This window comes from Anaerobacillus sp. 1_MG-2023 (assembly GCF_030547345.1).
GTDB lineage: Bacteria > Bacillota > Bacilli > Bacillales > Guptibacillaceae > Guptibacillus > Guptibacillus hwajinpoensis_B.
This window is the reverse complement of sequence record NZ_JAUORD010000002.1, coordinates 413,663-431,749: the sequence shown is the minus strand read 5'-3', so window position 1 is coordinate 431,749 and position 18,087 is coordinate 413,663. Positions and strand designations below refer to the sequence as shown.

The following is an 18,087-nucleotide window of genomic DNA, read 5'->3' as shown; positions in this document are numbered from 1 at the left end:
AGATGAAAATCCTTGTGAATCTAGTATTAATTAATAGGTATATTCAACTTTAAACTATACATTTCAAACTATTAAGAGGGGGTTATCATTTCCTTAATTTGGTATATTTTAAACGATAACCTTTCTAGATGTTTTACTGAAAATAAAAAATGAAATGGTGAAAAGATGAGAAAAATTGTTGCATCTCTTATTATAGCTCTGATCAGCGTCCTGCTTATATCCGTTTTTTTGTGGTACGAAGGAATCATTATCCCTAACGCTTCTAATATAAAACCTTTTCCTGTGAAAGGTGTCGACGTTTCATCTTATCAGAGGGAGATTGAGTGGACCAAAATACAGGACCAAAGTATGTCCTTCGCTTATATTAAAGCGACAGAAGGAAGCTCATTTATCGATCCATATTATCAAACGAATTGGAAAAATGCTCAAAAGACTAACTTACGAATCGGCGCCTATCATTTCTTCAGTTTTGATAGTAAAGGAGCGACTCAAGCCAAGCATTTTATCGAAACCGTACCGATTGATAAGTATGGATTACCACCTGTTATTGATGTTGAATTTTATGCTGATAAAGAAAAGAATCCTCCTGATAGAAGCGAAGTAGAGTCAGAGCTTCAGACAATGATAACGATGCTGGAAGAACACTATGAAAAAAGGTCATTCTTTATACCACTCACGAGGCATATGAGCTCTATATCAAAGATTCAATCAGTGTGATCTTTGGATAAGAGATGTTTTAACTAAACCAACCTTACCTGATAATCAATCTTGGACTTTTTGGCAATATACTGACAGAGAACAGTTTAATGGGTATAACGGAGAAGAAAAGTTCATAGATGTTAACGTATTTCATGGTAACAAGAAGGAGTTTGAAAAATATGGTTATTAATTCCGAACCTTTTAAAAACTCAAATGAGCTAGAGTTGTTATTTACAGAATATCCCTTATAAAAACAACCCACATTTCTGTGGGCTGTTTTTATAGTAAATCGCAATTGTAAATTCGTTTATACCCTGGCATGTGATTCCTTTAATTTACATAACGATATTCCATTAAACTATTTAAGAAATAGACTTCCTGTAACAATTCTTCTCCAACATTCGTTTCGCGAACCTTTTTCCTCTCTAACTCCTTATCTACCAACCTTTTTACCGATAAAACATCTGCTCCATTTAGTAAAACCTCATCTTTGGAATTAAAATGTTTATGTGCGACAAGTTGCATGCCGTACGAATTAAACAGTAACGTGTATCCTGCAATACCTGTGGTTGATTGGTAAGCCTTAGAGAAGCCACCATCTATCACTATCATTTTACCATTTGCCTTAATTGGGTTCTCTCCGTCTATTTCTTTTACTGGTGTATGCCCGTTAATAATATGACCTTGATCTGGATTAAGATCAAATTCTTCAAGAATATCTCGGCAGGTATTCTCGTTTTCACGTAAATAGTAATATGGGTTCTTTCTTTCTTTATGAGTTGCTTTATCCTTAATAAAATAACGTTCAAAAGTGGTCATTTCTCGTTTACCAAAAAGTGATGAATATTGGCCGGTCCACAAATACCAAACCATATCCGTTGCAAGATCGTCTGTTTCATCAGGATGTGCAAACGCATGTCGAAGATAATTTTCAAAAACGTCAAGCAGTTCACGACCTCCATAGGATTTGTTTTCGATCATCATTTCTTCCATATTACCTTTTTCATCTAAAGGAATACATCCATGTATTAATAAATTCCCGTTGTACTTCAAATATAGAGAACCTTTTTTCATCAAGAAATTCATATGCCTTGCCAACTTTTCAGAGTGTTGGAGAGAAAAAAGCAGCTTATCGATTACTTCCTCCTCTTCTTCTAATAACTGATCCGGTCGCTCTGGATTAACGGTCGCAAAACAAGTGTTTTCAAGCGGATACGTTTTACCATGAAGCGTAATGTTATTCTCATCAAAGTCTATTTTCTCAAGCAACAGCCTTTCCGACATATTAAAATACGAGCGCCTCTTTATAATCGGACTTTCAAGTTTGAACTGTATCATAGTTATCGCCTGATGAATTTTGGTAATTTGACATTTTTCATGATTCGATTGCTTCTCATCTGGATCTATTTTAGGTGTAAACGCTGGATTGTCATGATAGTATTTCTCTGCAAGATTTAGAAGCGGTCTAAGATTGATTCCATACACATCTTCAATAATCTCCAGATTGTTATACCTTGCGCATATACGAATGATATTAGCGAGACAAACCTTAGAACCAGCAAACGCACCTATCCATAGAACATCATGGTTTCCCCACTGGATATCAACTGAGTGATAATTAATGAGTGTTTCCATAATTTTGTCAGGTTCTGGACCTCGATCATAGATATCCCCTACTACGTGAAGATGGTCAACAACTAATCTCTGAGTCGTATATGCAAGACCAATGATGAGTTTATCAGCTTGTCCGAGGGAAATAATTTGCTGGAGAATTTTCTGGTAATACGTCTCCTTATTTGTAAGATCGTCCGTTTTGTATAGCAGTTCTTCAATCACATAAACAAACTGAGCAGGTAAAGCTTTTCGTAATTTGGAACGTGTATATTTGGAGGACGCATAAGAGATGAGCTTAAGCATCCGCTCTATGATTTCAGCGTACCATTGGAATAATTCTTTTTCATTGTCAAAAGCATTCTTAATTAACTTTATTTTTTCTTCAGGATAATAAACTAACGTGGCAAATTCATTAATCTCATTCTCTGGTAATATCTCTTCAAAAAGATCAGTTATTTTCTCCTTCACTTTCCCAGAACCGTTTCTTAAAACATGTTGAAAGGCTTGATATTCTCCATGTAAATCACTCACAAAATGCTCCGTACCCTTTGGTAAGTTAAGAATGGATTTAAGGTTGATTATTTCAGTGACTACCTTTTCTTCACTATCATATTTTTGAGCTAATAAATCTAAGTATTTCGTGTTCATGATTATGTATCCCCTTTCAAAATTAATGACTATGTAAGTTGGATTACCGTCTTTTATAATCTGTTCTAGTAGGTGATCGCATGTTTCTTTATTTCCGGGCTCATTCATTACTGCTGAAAGGAAAAGGCACTCACTGATCATCACTTCTGTGTGAAGCGATGAATAAACAATTCATTATCTATGATAGTATCACATTTTTATCTACTGAAATAAGAGACTATTATAAAAACTATGTTCGTTCGTATAATTGATCTCCTTACTTGATTCCATTATGTTCATAACCAAGATGGAATGATTGAATTAAAAAAGCAGCTTAACTTGAAGGACAAATTAAGTATTTGTCCTCCTACATTAAACTGCTTGTCATATCTTATATTATTTTAACGAACTGTTTTCTCAGCTGCAATAACTGTATGCTTTAGTAGCATAGCAATTGTGACAGGTCCAACTCCACCTGGGACAGGTGTGATATAGGAAGACTTTCTAGCAGCAGCCTCATATTCAACATCCCCGATATTGCCTTTGTTGTACCCGGCATCGAGCACAACCGCTCCTTCTTTGACCCAGTCGCCTTTAATAAATTCTGGTTTCCCTACAGCAGCTATCACAATATCTGCTTGACGAACATGAGAAGCAAGATCTGCGGTTCTTGAATGACATGTTGTAACTGTAGCATTCTGATTTAATAAGAGAGCGGATACTGGTTTTCCTAGAATTGGACTACGACCTACAACAACAGCGTGCTTTCCTTCAGCTTGAATATCATATTCTTCCATGATTTTCATAATAGCTGCAGGAGTACAAGACGGGAAAGTTCCAAACCCAAGAGCTGTTTGGCCATATCCAGCACTTGTTACGCCATCAACGTCCTTCTCAATAGCAATGGTTTCAAAAGCAAGACGCTCATCAACTTGCGATGGCACTGGATGTTGAAGTAAGATACCGTGAACGGATGTATCATTGTTTAATTCTTCGATAGTTTGTACTAACGTTTCTGTTGTCGTGTCTTCAGGGAGATGAATTTTTTTAGACGTAATTCCTACCCGTTCACAAGCGTTGCCCTTCATTCTCACATACGTTTCAGAAGAAGGATCATCTCCAACTAGAATCGTTACAAGACTTGGTGTAACTTCTTTTTCTTTAAGAGAGGCTACTCTTGTTTTCAGATCTTCCTTTATGCGATTTGCAACTGCTTTACCGTCTAAAATTTTAGTTTCAATTGTCATTTCTATTCCTCCTGAAAAATGGTAAAGAATGAGGTCACTCAGTTCTTCGCCCAGACGACCGGCATTATACACCGCAGCTCCCTCGTGGTTATTTCCACATTTGTCGTCAGTTACTGCAATGAATCTTTTCTACGGATATAGTAGCATAATTCATTAAAAAACAAAAGAATCACACCTAAAAAAGTCTTTAAAAGTGAATAAACACTATTATATTATAAGTATCGTTCGGTTTTCCTAATTTTCAGCCATGTTCGCTCATACTATTGCATTTTGATTTTGGCCCATTCGAGTGAAATCTTCGTTTCACTCGCCTTTCATTCCGATAAGTGATGATCTACCGAAAGACGAGGTAGCTTCATTTCAAATGTAGACCCTTTCCCTTCTTCACTCTCAATTAATAACTCTCCTCCGTGTTGTTCTATAATCTTCAAACACACTGATAACCCTAGCCCAGTACCACTCTCTTTTGTTGTAAAAAATGGTTCCCCTAGTCGATCAATATCTTCTTTAGAAATGCCTGCTCCATTGTCGGTAATCCTCACAGATATAAACATCTCTTGAACATCCATACTCAAATGAAGATATTTCGATTGTTCCATATGACTCATTGCTTCAATAGCGTTTTTCATGAGATTAATGCATACTTGCTTCATTTCGTTAGGGTTAGCAAAAACAACCGCTTCTTCATCCCCAAAACTCGTTTGTAATGTCACATCGTTCAATAGAGCATTAGACTCAATCAAGGCCGAGACCTGCTTTAATAAACTTTTCATTTCAACATTCGTAAATAACGTACTATGCGGCTTTGCTAGTGTTAGAAGTTCACTTAGCACTAATTCGATACGTGATATTTCTGAAAAGATTATTTCAAAATACGGCATAGTGGATTCCTTCTTCTCAAGCAGTTGAAGAAATCCTTTTACTGATGTTAGAGGATTCCGAACTTCATGAGCAATGCCAGCGGCCAGCTGTGCAGCTGATGCTAAATTTTTCAGATTTAACCGCAAGGGCTTCATTTGTTTTAAGCAATCGCTCTTCTGATTGCTTTCTAAAGGTTTTATCCTTAATCGTTCCGGTCATTCCTTCAAATCTTCCTTTAGAGCTATATTCGTATTTAATAAAGACCTCACACCAGACGAATCCCCCGCCTTTTTTCTGAACCCTGAATTCAAATACTTTAGAATTACTGGCGCCATCCTGGAATCGAGATAATTCTTTATGTAAATTCAGCCGATCATCTGGATGTATATAAGATAAGCTGTATGTGCCTAATGATTCCTGAACGTCGTAACCAGTTAACTCTCCCCACGCTTGATTCAACCAGATCCAACTACCATCTATTCCAGTTTGAAAAACAACTTCGTTTAAGCTGTTTATGACACTATTATAGTTTTCTGATAGTTTACGATATTTTTCCTCACTATCTTTTAATTTGGACAGAAGTATGACAGAGCGATCATAATATGACGAGTACCACCAAACAATTACCATAACTGAGATCGTAAAGAATATGTCCATTAACCAATTGATTTTAATTTCATTAACAGAATAAAGCCAATAATCCCATAATAAAATCGCTATAAAAAACGTTACAACAGATATAATTCTTCCTTTATATCGCTTCATTTCGTCACCATTTCCTAAGTGATATATTAATTACTAGTTTATTGGAAATGGAGCGTATGTGCAAACACACATGTGCCATTAATAGGATAAAAAAACTCCTTGAATAAGTCATCTTATTCAAGGAGTTATAAGTATGCGCCTTAGAGGATTCGAACCTCTGACCCACAGCTTAGAAGGCTGTTGCTCTATCCTACTGAGCTAAAGGCGCACGATATGAATGGTATTTCATCTCAACAAAAGTATACCATGATTAAAATCAGGTTGTGAAGTAGCTTTTAAAACTCTTCTACAATATGTAATGGAGCGGGTGATGGGGATCGAACCCACGACATCAGCTTGGAAGGCTGAGGTTTTACCACTAAACTACACCCGCAAAATGGCTGGGCTAGCTGGATTCGAACCAACGCATGACGGAATCAAAATCCGTTGCCTTACCGCTTGGCTATAGCCCAATCATGGTGGAGGGGGACGGATTCGAACCGCCGAACCCTGAGGGAGCGGATTTACAGTCCGCCGCGTTTAGCCACTTCGCTACCCCTCCATGATGAAATTGTAATATGGTAGCGGCGGAGGGGATCGAACCCCCGACCTCACGGGTATGAACCGTACGCTCTAGCCAGCTGAGCTACACCGCCACTTAAATTATGTATGGTGCGCCCGAGAGAAGTCGAATCCCTAACCTTCTGATCCGTAGTCAGACGCTCTATCCAATTGAGCTACGGGCGCAAAATATATGGTGCGGGTGAAGGGACTTGAACCCCCACGTCGTAAGACACTAGATCCTAAGTCTAGCGCGTCTGCCAATTCCGCCACACCCGCATATGTTGTGTATCAGCGACGTTTAATAATATACCATTGAACCATTTGAAATGTCAATCATTATTCTAAAAAAATGTAGAAAGTTTCTTTTGAAGAGAGTGAAAGCGTTGACATGCTCTTCTCCCTCTCATACGATAAGTTGTAGAAAAGGAGCTGTTACATATGAGTTTATCACAGTCCATTACATGCGCAAAAGAATTCGACAAGAAAGACCCTTTAGCCCATTTTCGTGATAAGTTTTACTTAAATCCAAATACGCTATATTTCGATGGTAATTCACTTGGTCTACTATCAAAGAATGCAGAAGCCTCCCTTCTTCGATCTCTTGATGACTGGAAGCAACACGGAATTGATGGCTGGTCTGATGGTAAGCAGCCCTGGTTTTATATGGCAGAAAACATCGGCGAGATGTCATCAACGCTAATCGGTTCACATGCTTCTGAAACAATTACTACCGGTTCAATTACAACTAACCTTCATCAAATGCTCGCTACTTTTTTTAAACCTTCAGGAAACAAAACAAAAATACTAGCCGATTCTTTAACATTTCCATCTGACATTTACGCTATTCAAAGTCAGCTTGAACTCCATGGATTATCCCCAGAAACTAATTTAATACAAGTTCAGAGCCGTGACGGAAGAACAATCCTAGAAGAGGATATCATTGAGGCCATCGATGATACTGTAGCCCTTATTCTCCTCCCTTCCGTACTTTATCGGAGTGGACAATTACTAAATATAGAAAAAATCACACAAGCAGCCCATTCTAAAGGGGTAATCATTGGCTTTGACCTGGCTCATTCAATCGGAGCCATTCCTCATAAACTTCACGACTGGAACGTTGACTTCGCGGTTTGGTGTACATACAAGTACTTAAATAGCGGCCCTGGTGGTGTAGGTGGACTTTTTGTGCACGAAAATCACCTTGGCAGACGACCCGGCCTTGCTGGATGGTTCAGTTCCAAGAAAGAAATGCAATTCGATATGAGTCATACGCTTACTCATGCTGAAACCGCCGGCGCATTTCAAATAGGCACTCCCCACATTTTTAGTATGGCTCCTTTAATAGGAGCTCTGGAATTGATGAACGAAGCTGGCATAGATGCGATTCGAGAAAAATCATTGTCTCTTACCAACTATTTAATGTGTCTTATTAAAGAAAATCTTGCTGAAGATGGTTTTACGATCACTAATCCATCAGAAGATGATCGACGGGGTGGGCATATTTGCCTCGAGCACGATGAAGCTGCTCGAATTTGCAAAGCGCTAAAACAAAAAGGCGTCATTCCAGATTTCCGCTCACCAAACGTCATTCGCCTAGCACCAATTGCTCTCTATACATCATTTGAAGATGTCTATCATGTTGTCCAAATTCTAAAGAGTATTATGATTGAAAAAACGTATCAGCAGTTTTCTAACGAGCGAAACGTTATCGCTTAAGTGAGTATAATTTGGTTTTTCTCCATTCATACTATGTGAAATGAAGGAGGGAAACAGGATGACTCAGCTGAACGAACTTGAACTTCAAAATCTGCGTCACATGATCGGCGGGCATGAAACACTCGCAAACAAACTTGATTCCTATGCCCAATCTTGTACTTGTCCGCAGCTTAAGCAAATGCTTCAAAAGGATGCACAAGAAGCACGCAACACACAACAACAATTAATCGGCTTCTTAAGTTAAGGAGGGATTTTATGAATGAGAAAGATATGGTAAATGATTATTTATCCGTATTGAACAGCAGCTTAAGTAATTACGGGAGCGTCATTTCTCAAGCTGACAATCCACAACTTCGTCAGGCTCTTCAACAAATTAGAAATACCGATGAGCAGCGACAATATAACCTTTATCAATACGCTAAACAAAAAGGGTATTATCAGCCAGCCGCCCCAGCACAAACCAATGAAATTCAACAAGTTAAAAACCAACTAACAGCTCCGCAGCAACAACAGAATAATCAGCCGCCCCAGGTCCATTAATCCAGAGCCGGTGAAAACCGGCTCTGTGTCTTTATGCTCATTTTTTCATAATTTTGTAAATAGCGTTTCACCCTCCCTTTATATGGATAATTAAATGAGTATTACCTATAGGGAGAGATTGATATGGACTATATTCTTAATGCAATAACTGAATTTTCCGCGTTCATCTGGGGTTATCCTATGATGATCTTACTCTTAGGCGGTGGATTATTTTTAACGATCCGCCTCGGTTTCTTTCAAATAATCTTTTTTCCCCATGCTTTAAAACATACCATCGGTAAAATTTTCAAAAAAGAGAAAGGTGATGGCACAATTTCTCCATTTCAAGCCTTTGCCTCCGCTCTCGCATCTACTGCAGGTGCTACAAACATTGTTGGGGTTCCTGTGGCAATCGCTTTTGGAGGACCTGGCGCTATTTTCTGGATGTGGATTGTCGCTATTATTGGAATGTCAACAAAATTCTCAGAAATTGTTCTCGGGATCAAATACCGAGAGGAAGACAAAAACGGCGTTTATGTTGGCGGCCCAATGTATTACATAAAAAAAGGCTTGGGATGGAAGTTCGCTTCATCTCTATTCGCTTTTGGACTGATGATTGAAATCATTCCAAGTGTCATGGTCCAAACTAACTCCATTTCAACACTCTCAGAGAGTTCTTTTGGATTACCGACCTGGGTAACAGGTGTCTTATTAATTATCCTTATATCAATTGTTGTATTCGGTGGAATACGTAGAATTGGTTCTGTAGCTGAGAAGATTGTTCCATTCATGGTACTTACATATATTGCAGGCGCTATCGGTGTTATGGTGATTAATATAGAAGAGTTTCCAGCTGTTATGAAACTTATTTTCGTACATGCTTTTCAACCGATCTCAGCAGCTGGAGGTTTTGCCGGAGCTGGTTTTGCTGCAGCTGTTAGATGGGGCCTTGCTAGAGGGCTTTATTCAAACGAAGCCGGTATGGGTACGGCGTCTATTGCCCATTCTGCTGCACATACGCCTCATCCATGTAGACAGGGATTATGGGGCATTTTCAGCGTCTTTATCGATACAATCGTTCTCTGCACAGTAACAGCTTTTACAGTGCTTCTTTCAGGAGCTTGGAAAGACGTTAAACCCTCAAATGCAGCTGATATGGTTTCAGATGCTTTCTCTGGACTAATGGGAGCAACATGGGGGCCCATCTTTGTTTCTTCCCTCCTATTAATTTTTGTTATCAGTACGATAGGTGTCCTTGTCTTTTATGGTGAGAAACAAGCTGAATACTTATTTGGCACACCCTTTTCTAGAGTAATGCGATTTGTTTATATTCTTTCTATTTTTGTTGGGGCTATTGGAGGACTTCAATTTGTTTGGGAGCTAGTCGACATTACACTCGCCTTGTTTGTTATTCCAAACGTTATTGCGATCTTATTCCTAAGTAAGGAAGTGAAAGAATTAACAGATGACTACAAATTAAATTTCTTAAAGCAAGCTCAAACGAAAGACAAAGGCATTAGTTCATAAGAAATTCACATGGGATATTCACCTAATTTAGGTTCCTCTCCGCTCCTGCCTATATCTTTTCTAGACGGAAACATACAGTGGTAAAGAAAGAGAATTTAAAGGGGGACCTAATATGTATCATGCAAACAATGCACCATACGGAAATGAGCCTTATCAACCAGTAGCTGGAGCTTCTTACGGCATGCCTTGTCACAGGCCAGCTGGAAACGGCTTTGCGCTAATTGTTGTACTATTTATCTTGCTTATTATAGTAGGAACAGCTTTTATTAAATGTTAGTTTTTACAAGCAAGAGCCACTTGGTTCTTGCTTGTTTTATTTACGCTATGTTAGCTTAATTTTCGATTTATAATTCATTTTTTGATAAGTCAAAAATCAAAAACATTCATTCCATATCCTTTCCTGAACAATTGTTCCAATTAACATTGCCTGTTATAGTGATAAAGAATGTATGATGAAAGAAGTGAGACAATGAAAACCTTATTAATCGATATGGATTCGGTTATATGTGACCTTATGTCTGAGTGGCACCGGAGATACAATTATGATTACAATGACGACTTGTCTGTTGAGAAGCTTGAATGCTGGCGATCTGAAGACTATGTAAAAAATGAGTGTGGTGATAAAATTTATGAATACCTTGATCAGCCAGGTCTATTTCTTAAACTCAAGCCTCTACCAGATGCTATTGAAGTATTGGAACGTCTTTCATCCGTGTATGACGTTATGATTGTCACGAGTAGCCGTACATATGCTTACACTGAAAAAGAACAATGGGTAGAAAAACACCTTCCGTTTATCGGCAAAAGAAATTTGATTTTCTCGCATAGAAAAGAAATGATTCGCGGAGAATTATTATTTGATGATGCTCCACACAACCTCATCGCATTTAAAAATTCAGGCAGAATGGCCATTGCGATGAACTATCGTTATAATCAATATGTCGACGTCCCTCGCGTGAATAACTGGTTGGAATTTGAAGAATGGCTTTCAACATGGAAGTGAGGTTACGGTGGTGACTCAACGAACAGATTTGCTAATTATCGGTGGAGGACCCGCTGGAATTTCTGCTGGGATATGGGCTAAAAGACTAGGCATTAATCATTTATTGCTTGAAGCAAAGGATAGCCTTGGGGGGCAATTAAGTACAATCTATAATCAAATTGTAGACTACCCAGGTATGGTGGTTGCAAACGGTCAGGTTCTACAGGAACAGTTCATCAAACATGCTGAGGAAATCAAGTGTGATTATGTTACAAACACTCGCGTACAGTCGATCGATTGGACTAATAGGATACTTCAAACAGCAGAAGGTAATTCATATATATTTCGCTCTTTGCTTATTGCTTCAGGGTCTTCCCCACGTAGGCTAGATGTTCCTGGTGAGCAAGAAATGATTGAGCAAAATGAAGTATACTCGGCATCTCGAGATAAATTGAAATTCAAAGGCAAACATGTTGCTGTAATCGGGGGCGGAGACCGCGCATTCGAAGGAGCTCTTCTTCTTGCTGAAGCTGGGGCTCGAGTTACACTAATACATCGTTCTGATTGTTTTAAAGCTCGTATGGAATACAAAGAGCCTGTCATGCTCCACCCTAACATCGACATACTTACCAAAACATACATTACACAAATAGATGGAAAAGGAAAGAAGAAACTATTCCTCGCTGACGAAGATCATCATTTTACAATGATGGTAGATGGTCTGTTTATTCGAATTGGTGTTAAGCCTAACACTGAACCTTACGAAGATGGCATTGACGTCGATCAGGAAGGATACATTCGATGCAACTCTTATGGTGAAACATCACTGCCATTCGTTTATGCTGCAGGAGATGTTTGCACTAGACCGCTGTTATCAAGTATTGCCTCCTCTGTTGGACAAGGAATGACCTCTGTCAAACAGCTATCGTTCTTTCTTGAAAATTAAAAAAAGGACCCTGAGGTCCTTTTTTTAATTTTCAATGTTAGGTTTGAAAGTTGATTTTAAGGAAAAGTTCGATGTCTTTTTTGAGAAGAGTGACTTCTTCCAAAAAATAAAGAAAGTAAAATTACCACAAAAACGCCGATCCCAAAATAGAAAATGTTTTCACTAGACAGAAATGATGCTGTTTCCTCATCTTTTACTTTTGCTGCTGGTTTTGTTTCACTTTCCACAATTGTCGCATCTTTGTCTTCTTCTAAAGAATTCACTTCAAGAAAATCATCATCCAAAATGGAGACATATGAATCCCCTTTACTTTCAAGGATATTGTTATCAGATATGGTAAGATCTAGCTCGTCATCTCCAACTTGATAAAGGGTCATATCCTCAGAAAGACTATATTCCTCATTATTTCCAGCTCCTAATTCAGTCCCCTTCTTATACTCAACCGGCGTGAAAGCATTAAACCCATAGTTAAGCATGGATAATGTGTCCTGATAAGCGATTTGATCATCGTTTGCTTTCATCGTAACAGCAATCAATTCTTGACCGTCTTTTGATGCGGTTGTCACTAAAGTGAAACCAGACTCTGAGACATACCCATTTTTTCCACCTGTAACAAAATCATAATCGAGTAAGAGTCGATGATGGTTAATAAGCGTCGTTTCCCAATCTTCTCCAACCCATTCTAATTTTTTGATTCCTATCACAGATCGAAACTGCTCATTTTTCATGGCGTACTGTGTTATTCTAGCCATATCTTCTGCACTCGTTACATGATTCTCATTAAAAAGTCCATTTGGATTAACAAAATTCGTATTTTTGACACCAATTTCTTCACGTAAAAATTCGTTCATATCTTCAGAAAACGATTCCACGCTTCCACTTAAATGCTCAGCTATAGCGATTGCAGCATCATTTCCGGAATTAACCATCATTCCTTTAACTAACTTTTCTAACGAAACGATTTCTCCTTCTTTCAAATACACTCTAGTACCATCTGCTTTACGTGCACGCTCGCTTACCGTTACCATATCATCCATCTCTCCGGATTTAACAGCCATAAATGCAGTCACAATTTTTGTAATGCTCGCTGGGTACATTTCGTCATTGCCATTCTTATTAAAAAGAATTTGTCCTGTTTTGCCATCGATCAGTATAGCGGTTTCGCTTCTTACACTTGGTGGTTCCTGTGCTTGCGTTACTGATGGAAATAAGCTTACAGTTAAACATATGACCATTATAAGATACGAATAGTGTTTTAGAATCATGGAAGCTCCTCTTTCTTTAAAATGCTATTTAAACTGTTCGTTACATGTTTTCATCCATTGTCTAGTATAAAAGGCCTGATCCGTTTTCTATTATAGCTAAGAGTGGTAAAACAGAAAATAGTTATTTCTTTACACCCTTTCTGATAACTTTTAATATAAAAGTATTGGAACGAACTAATTTTTCATTTTCTTTTATTTGAATTCTAAATTTGAGAGAAGTAAAAATCAATTCAACCATAATAAAAACCGCTCAGGGCGGTTTAGTTAAGAAGCATACGATCCTTTCCACTGCTCTACCATGGTTTGAGGGGCACTCCAGCAGACCCAGGATACAAGCACTTTATTTTCTTCAGATATCACCAACCAATATTCCAACCTTCTTTTATCGAGGTTTTGATAAAATCCTGTCTTAGTAATAAAGCGATCCATTCTTATATCCCTCCAGTTCGTTAGTCTCTAAATAACATATTCGTTATCTAAATACAGAACCCTCTAAATTTTCAGAAAATTAACTTCTTAGTAACTACCAAAAAGTTCCTATATTAAGATTGTATATCATTCTTTACTCCTGAGCATTATATTAGTCAAGGAGGTGTACACAACATGGCAAACAACAATAGCTCAAACAATCTGGTAGTCCCTGGTGTACAACAGGCTTTAGATCAAATGAAGTACGAAATTGCTAGCGAATTCGGCGTTCAACTTGGCCCAGACTCCACTGCTCGCTCTAACGGTTCTGTTGGAGGAGAAATCACTAAGCGCCTTGTCCAAATGGCTGAACAGCAAATGGGCGGCGGAAGCTACTAATCACCAACTGCATAGTATGGATATAGAGGGCGGAGCATTCCGCCTTCTTCTTTATTCTCCAAGTAATGTTGAAGTTTGTACAGCATGTGCAATTAACTCCGAAAGATCACTTATTTGATCTTCATTAATTCGACGGTTAAATTCTAAAACAATGTGAGTCTTTAATTGTTCCTCATCCTCGTATGGAAAAGATATCGTTTGTCGGATAGCAGGTCGATAACCCCAAATACTTCGGATATCTTCTTCAATCTGTTCACAGTCCTCTGCATCGGATATCGCAACATCAAACAGAATTTTGATTTCACATCCTGCTTGAACATGCTCTAGCTTAAGCTGTTCCGCACTGAAATTAGCTAGATCAGCAAAAAGTTCGATCGTTACATTCACATGCTCATTTTCACTAAACTCTACTTGATACTTTCTTGAAAGAGAAGCTAAATCAACCAGATCTTTTCGATTGATGATCGAGATCTCACCATCAAGATCTCGATCATATAGCTCTCCCTCAAGAACTACTTTTACATTCTCATATATAGTTGGATCAAACATCCAGTCCCCCTCCTTGCTTTCTCACTATATCATGAATTACGGAGGGAAAAGTCATTAAGAATTAGCACGTGGATGTGATCGAGCAAATTGAATAAAGGTTTCTTCGTCTCCAATTTCGCCACAAGCCCCACATTGAACTCGTATACTTGGTCCTTTATAAACCATATGGAATGGATCAGCTTTCCCCTCTTCTATAATAGACATCACTTCTCCAGATTGAGGATCTAATTTAACTGAAGTCGCTTTTTGCTCAATTTTATTAAATCTCATTCGATTGGTTTTACATCTTGGGCACAAATACGCAGTCATAAACTCACTCCCTTTTTCTTTAGTGTTACTCAAAAAAAGGGAAATTTATTCATTTCAGTATGGTATGTGAAATTAATTTTAAATAACGAGCCTCAAGCTCGTTATGTTACTTGCTCAATTATTTTTTCAAGTACATATTCAACAGATTGTACACGCTCATTAAATTTCTTAGGTCCAGTATCTTTCTGCCAAGCCACGACTGAAACCATTTCGATATTTTCGAATGTATTTTTTATTTGAATCGGATATAAATATTTAGGTTTGTTTTCCATTACCCATGCTCTTGCTAATGGCTCCCATACCTTCAAAATCTCAAGTGCTCGATCGGCAAAAGGTTTCACTTCCTCATAGAAGTTAACTTTGTACGTATCAAGATGTGTGCGAGTAGTATATTGAATCCTCGCTTCTTCATTTATTGTGATTAGCTGCTTTGTTAGCTTTAGTAATTTTTGTGTATCTTCCATTTCATTCACCCCTACTCCCTTATCCTACCATACTCACTGGTTACCAAACACATACAAAAACCTTATATCCATTTAGGACATAAGGTCAGAAGGGAACGTAATGATCTCTAGAAACTGAATAAACTCATGATCCAGGGACGCTTGCCTTTGCCCGTCGACTGACCTACTGCCTCTTGTATCGAAGTGTGATCCTCAAGCTCAGATAATTTTTCTTCTAATGAAGAAACTTTCTTTACTAGCTCTTCCAGTTCAGATCGATGCTGAAGAACTTGAACGGTGATAACCTCATTAGCTTTTTCATCCAACTGTCGCTCAAGCTGTTCCAGCCTTACTGAGAAGCGATCTAACCTTTGCTCAAACCGTTCCGGTGTTACCATTGCTACTTTTGAATTGTTTTTACCAGCTGATTTAATTTTCTCCATTGAGTAACCCCTTCTTAAATCGTTTTTAATCGATTTTAGCTCCTCAAGTGTTTCATTAGAAAATAAAAAGTGGCCAAGTTCATTCTTCTCACATGATAAGTCAAAATACTTAACCCAACGCTGAACAGTAGTAGGGTTTACACCAAGTTCATCTGAAACTTGCTTTGTTTTTAATAACATGCAATCCCATCCCCTCTGTCATTCTCAGGCCTTCGCCTGTTAGTTTGTATACGTAATATTCGCCTTTCTTTTTTGTTTGCCTTCCCCGTTGACAAAACTAGTACAGTTTCGGCAAAGGTAGTGGTTTAATGCTAAAGGAAAAGGATTTCGACAATGAATAGGAATGTTTTTGTAACAACTGCTCAAACTAAAGTAAGGAGGTGTCAAAATAATGACCAAAAAGCAAAAGCTTGATCAAACAAAACGTAAGGGTAAAACTGAGGAAGAAACTAGAACTGGATATGGAAATAAGAAAATGGAAGGACCAGATCGACCTTCCACTTAAAAGCAGGGCTATTTCCTGCTTTTTTGTATGAGCAGATTTTCCACTTCCATCGCAATTCTGATCTGACTTCTCTTTCTTTCATACCAATCTGAAATGAGAACTTTATCTGGTAATTCTGATTCAACTTTCATCATTTTTTTAACTAGTAATTGACCTCTAAACCAATCTTTCTTATCCTGTTGATGATGAGGAATAATTGGATAAACCTGTCTTAGCATTGGTCCCTCTCTTCTTTTCCCCATGAACCTTTCATAATCGTAGCGTGATCCCGTTGGAGTAACTTTCATTGCAAAATGATAAAATGCACTAAAATAATTAGGATGAAAGAGAAGCTTAGCTAAGCTTTTTCCTAGCTTTATTCGGTTACACGTATGACGAAAACCACTAACTGATAAACCAAATAGCTCTCCCCTCACTGTCGGAAAAAGAACTGTGCTAAAATGGAACCAATCTTGAATGGTGAATAGCAATGAATGAAATACCTTCTTAGCATATAACTGATGTTCCATAAGCGGTCCTTCAATCACATGCTGCTCATTAATAATTAGCGCCGTCATTAAACGATCCTGATCACCCAACTCAATAAAAGTTTTCCATTCTTCTAACATAAAGCACGATATTCCAAGATCTTTACCAAAATGAAAGAAGGAAGATTTTGCTTTCTTTCCTAGCTCATAGAGCAATAGCTGTGGGGCTGCATCTGCAAATATGATCCAATTAGCTCGTTCATATGCCAGGAATAACTTCCTTAACTGCTCTTCCTTGATTGCCTTAGGAAACCATTCCCCTTGTAAGTCAGTCATACTCCAACCGGCATTTCTAGAAACCATTGCGGCGAGGAACGACCATTTTATTTCTGGATTCCGAATGAAAAATTCCTGATAAAATACGGTACGTGAAATATTGTCAATGTTCCATTTTTCTATCGCTTTTTTGATTGTTTTAGTAACGTTCTCCATAATTTTTTTCACCTGCTTGAAACATTTTTGTCGTACAACTCGTAATAAGTAAAGTAAAATAGATTCAGTGCACCTTTTATACAGAAAGGATGGTTAACGTGCCGATTCGATATCCGAACGGAAAGCCGTACGTCCCTTCGGCTCAGAATCAGCTAGCAAGTCAGAAGCAAAAAACATACAGCAATCGTGGTATGACATTAGAGGATGATATTAATCATAGTAATACGTATTATCTCTCAACAGGCAAAGCTGTTATACACAAAAAGCCTACGCCTGTTCAAATTGTTAACGTTGATTACCCCAAACGAAGCGCAGCCGTGATAAAGGAGGCCTACTTTAAGCAGGCATCTACAACTGATTATAATGGCGTATACAAAGGTAGATATGTGGATTTTGAAGCGAAGGAAACAAAAAACAAAACTGCTTTTCCATTAAGTAACTTTCATGAACATCAAATTGAACATATGAAACAAGTTCATGAGCACAACGGAATATGCTTTGTGCTTTTACGTTTTTCAATCACTGACGAAGTTTTCTTAATGGATGCCGCTATGCTCTTTTCCCACTGGGAAACAATGAAAAATGGTGGGAGAAAATCCATAAAAAAAGAAGAGATTGAAAAGCAGGGAACGCTTATTCCTTATACCTATCAACCGCGCATTGACTATATCAAAATTATTGATAAAATGTACTTCAGTTATTAAACAACTGGTTTTAATTCATAAAATGAAGGATTCATTCGAATCCTATTAACAGTACAG

The 18,087-nt window shown here is 38.0% G+C and carries 20 protein-coding genes, 7 tRNA genes, 1 pseudogene and 1 riboswitch; of the genes and pseudogenes, 10 read left to right on the top strand and 18 right to left on the bottom strand.

What is annotated here, in order from left to right; all coding sequences use genetic code 11:
* Positions 1–165: 165 nt before the first annotated feature.
* Positions 166–889 (top strand): annotated as a pseudogene (locus Q4550_RS06085) (GH25 family lysozyme).
* Positions 890–1,029: 140 nt separating this feature from the next.
* Here the strand turns inward: Q4550_RS06085 and fbp are convergent.
* From fbp to Q4550_RS06030, 11 genes are all read right to left on the bottom strand, one after another.
* Entirely contained in the window at positions 1,030–2,961 is a 1,932-nt protein-coding gene (gene fbp / locus Q4550_RS06080; protein ID WP_303531044.1) for a fructose-1,6-bisphosphatase, read from the bottom strand.
* Between the two features lie 380 nt (positions 2,962–3,341).
* The gene (locus tag Q4550_RS06075; protein WP_303531043.1) at positions 3,342–4,187 is read right to left on the bottom strand and encodes a bifunctional 5,10-methylenetetrahydrofolate dehydrogenase/5,10-methenyltetrahydrofolate cyclohydrolase; all 846 of its coding nucleotides are present in this window, start codon (positions 4,185–4,187) and stop codon (positions 3,342–3,344) included.
* A gap of 41 nt (positions 4,188–4,228) precedes the next feature.
* Positions 4,229–4,311: riboswitch (ZMP/ZTP riboswitch) on the bottom strand.
* Between the two features lie 190 nt (positions 4,312–4,501).
* Positions 4,502–5,203, bottom strand: a complete 702-nt coding sequence (locus Q4550_RS06070; protein WP_303531041.1) for an ATP-binding protein — start codon at positions 5,201–5,203, stop codon at positions 4,502–4,504.
* Positions 5,133–5,813, bottom strand: a complete 681-nt coding sequence (locus tag Q4550_RS06065; protein WP_303531039.1) for a PAS domain-containing protein — start codon at positions 5,811–5,813, stop codon at positions 5,133–5,135. Before Q4550_RS06065 ends, Q4550_RS06070 begins: the two co-directional genes overlap by 71 nt.
* 134 nt (positions 5,814–5,947) lie before the next feature.
* Positions 5,948–6,021: transfer RNA gene (locus tag Q4550_RS06060), tRNA-Arg, on the bottom strand.
* A 91-nt stretch (positions 6,022–6,112) separates the two neighbouring features.
* Positions 6,113–6,186, bottom strand: a tRNA-Gly gene (locus Q4550_RS06055).
* A 4-nt stretch (positions 6,187–6,190) separates the two neighbouring features.
* Positions 6,191–6,265: transfer RNA gene (locus Q4550_RS06050), tRNA-Gln, on the bottom strand.
* A 4-nt stretch (positions 6,266–6,269) separates the two neighbouring features.
* Positions 6,270–6,354, bottom strand: a tRNA-Tyr gene (locus tag Q4550_RS06045).
* Between the two features lie 17 nt (positions 6,355–6,371).
* A tRNA-Met gene (locus Q4550_RS06040) sits at positions 6,372–6,448 on the bottom strand.
* Between the two features lie 14 nt (positions 6,449–6,462).
* Positions 6,463–6,539 (bottom strand) — tRNA-Arg (locus Q4550_RS06035).
* Positions 6,540–6,547: 8 nt separating this feature from the next.
* Positions 6,548–6,632: transfer RNA gene (locus Q4550_RS06030), tRNA-Leu, on the bottom strand.
* Positions 6,633–6,794: 162 nt separating this feature from the next.
* Between Q4550_RS06030 and kynU the strand changes: the two genes are divergently transcribed.
* From kynU to Q4550_RS05995, 7 genes are all read left to right on the top strand, one after another.
* Positions 6,795–8,072, top strand: coding sequence for a kynureninase (gene kynU / locus Q4550_RS06025; protein ID WP_303531038.1), 1,278 nt, complete (start codon positions 6,795–6,797; stop codon positions 8,070–8,072).
* A gap of 58 nt (positions 8,073–8,130) precedes the next feature.
* Positions 8,131–8,316, top strand: coding sequence for a hypothetical protein (locus tag Q4550_RS06020; protein WP_303531036.1), 186 nt, complete (start codon positions 8,131–8,133; stop codon positions 8,314–8,316).
* A gap of 11 nt (positions 8,317–8,327) precedes the next feature.
* A complete protein-coding gene (locus Q4550_RS06015; RefSeq protein WP_303531034.1) occupies positions 8,328–8,612 on the top strand; it encodes a spore coat protein in 285 nt (94 codons plus the stop codon).
* Between the two features lie 123 nt (positions 8,613–8,735).
* Complete coding sequence (locus Q4550_RS06010; protein ID WP_303531032.1) at positions 8,736–10,118, top strand: alanine/glycine:cation symporter family protein; 1,383 nt, start codon at positions 8,736–8,738, stop codon at positions 10,116–10,118.
* A gap of 112 nt (positions 10,119–10,230) precedes the next feature.
* On the top strand, positions 10,231–10,395 hold the full coding sequence (locus Q4550_RS25145; protein WP_370314233.1) for a YjcZ family sporulation protein: 165 nt from the start codon (positions 10,231–10,233) through the stop codon (positions 10,393–10,395).
* A 192-nt stretch (positions 10,396–10,587) separates the two neighbouring features.
* Entirely contained in the window at positions 10,588–11,121 is a 534-nt protein-coding gene (locus Q4550_RS06000) for a 5' nucleotidase, NT5C type (RefSeq protein WP_303531031.1), read from the top strand.
* A gap of 10 nt (positions 11,122–11,131) precedes the next feature.
* On the top strand, positions 11,132–12,046 hold the full coding sequence (locus tag Q4550_RS05995; protein WP_303531030.1) for an NAD(P)/FAD-dependent oxidoreductase: 915 nt from the start codon (positions 11,132–11,134) through the stop codon (positions 12,044–12,046).
* A 56-nt stretch (positions 12,047–12,102) separates the two neighbouring features.
* Here Q4550_RS05995 and Q4550_RS05990 read toward each other — a convergent pair whose 3' ends face one another.
* Both Q4550_RS05990 and Q4550_RS05985 read right to left on the bottom strand, forming a co-directional pair.
* Positions 12,103–13,311: a D-alanyl-D-alanine carboxypeptidase family protein gene (locus Q4550_RS05990; RefSeq protein ID WP_303531029.1), complete on the bottom strand. Its 1,209-nt coding sequence runs from the start codon at positions 13,309–13,311 to the stop codon at positions 12,103–12,105.
* Positions 13,312–13,575: 264 nt separating this feature from the next.
* Positions 13,576–13,740: a hypothetical protein gene (locus Q4550_RS05985; protein ID WP_194221881.1), complete on the bottom strand. Its 165-nt coding sequence runs from the start codon at positions 13,738–13,740 to the stop codon at positions 13,576–13,578.
* A gap of 174 nt (positions 13,741–13,914) precedes the next feature.
* Between Q4550_RS05985 and Q4550_RS05980 the strand changes: the two genes are divergently transcribed.
* Positions 13,915–14,118: an alpha/beta-type small acid-soluble spore protein gene (locus Q4550_RS05980; RefSeq protein WP_098443926.1), complete on the top strand. Its 204-nt coding sequence runs from the start codon at positions 13,915–13,917 to the stop codon at positions 14,116–14,118.
* A 51-nt stretch (positions 14,119–14,169) separates the two neighbouring features.
* Here Q4550_RS05980 and Q4550_RS05975 read toward each other — a convergent pair whose 3' ends face one another.
* From Q4550_RS05975 to Q4550_RS05955, 5 genes are all read right to left on the bottom strand, one after another.
* The gene (locus Q4550_RS05975; protein ID WP_194221882.1) at positions 14,170–14,667 is read right to left on the bottom strand and encodes a hypothetical protein; all 498 of its coding nucleotides are present in this window, start codon (positions 14,665–14,667) and stop codon (positions 14,170–14,172) included.
* 54 nt (positions 14,668–14,721) lie between these two features.
* Positions 14,722–14,976, bottom strand: coding sequence for a DNA alkylation repair protein (locus Q4550_RS05970; RefSeq protein ID WP_194221883.1), 255 nt, complete (start codon positions 14,974–14,976; stop codon positions 14,722–14,724).
* Positions 14,977–15,077: 101 nt separating this feature from the next.
* Positions 15,078–15,440, bottom strand: a complete 363-nt coding sequence (locus tag Q4550_RS05965; RefSeq protein ID WP_303531028.1) for a YppE family protein — start codon at positions 15,438–15,440, stop codon at positions 15,078–15,080.
* Positions 15,441–15,547: 107 nt separating this feature from the next.
* Complete coding sequence (locus Q4550_RS05960; protein WP_283154077.1) at positions 15,548–16,042, bottom strand: MerR family transcriptional regulator; 495 nt, start codon at positions 16,040–16,042, stop codon at positions 15,548–15,550.
* Positions 16,043–16,375: 333 nt separating this feature from the next.
* A complete protein-coding gene (locus Q4550_RS05955; RefSeq protein WP_303531027.1) occupies positions 16,376–17,326 on the bottom strand; it encodes a DUF2515 family protein in 951 nt (316 codons plus the stop codon).
* Positions 17,327–17,424: 98 nt separating this feature from the next.
* Between Q4550_RS05955 and recU the strand changes: the two genes are divergently transcribed.
* Positions 17,425–18,030: a Holliday junction resolvase RecU gene (gene recU, locus Q4550_RS05950; RefSeq protein WP_303531026.1), complete on the top strand. Its 606-nt coding sequence runs from the start codon at positions 17,425–17,427 to the stop codon at positions 18,028–18,030.
* The last annotated feature ends 57 nt before the right edge of the window (positions 18,031–18,087 follow it).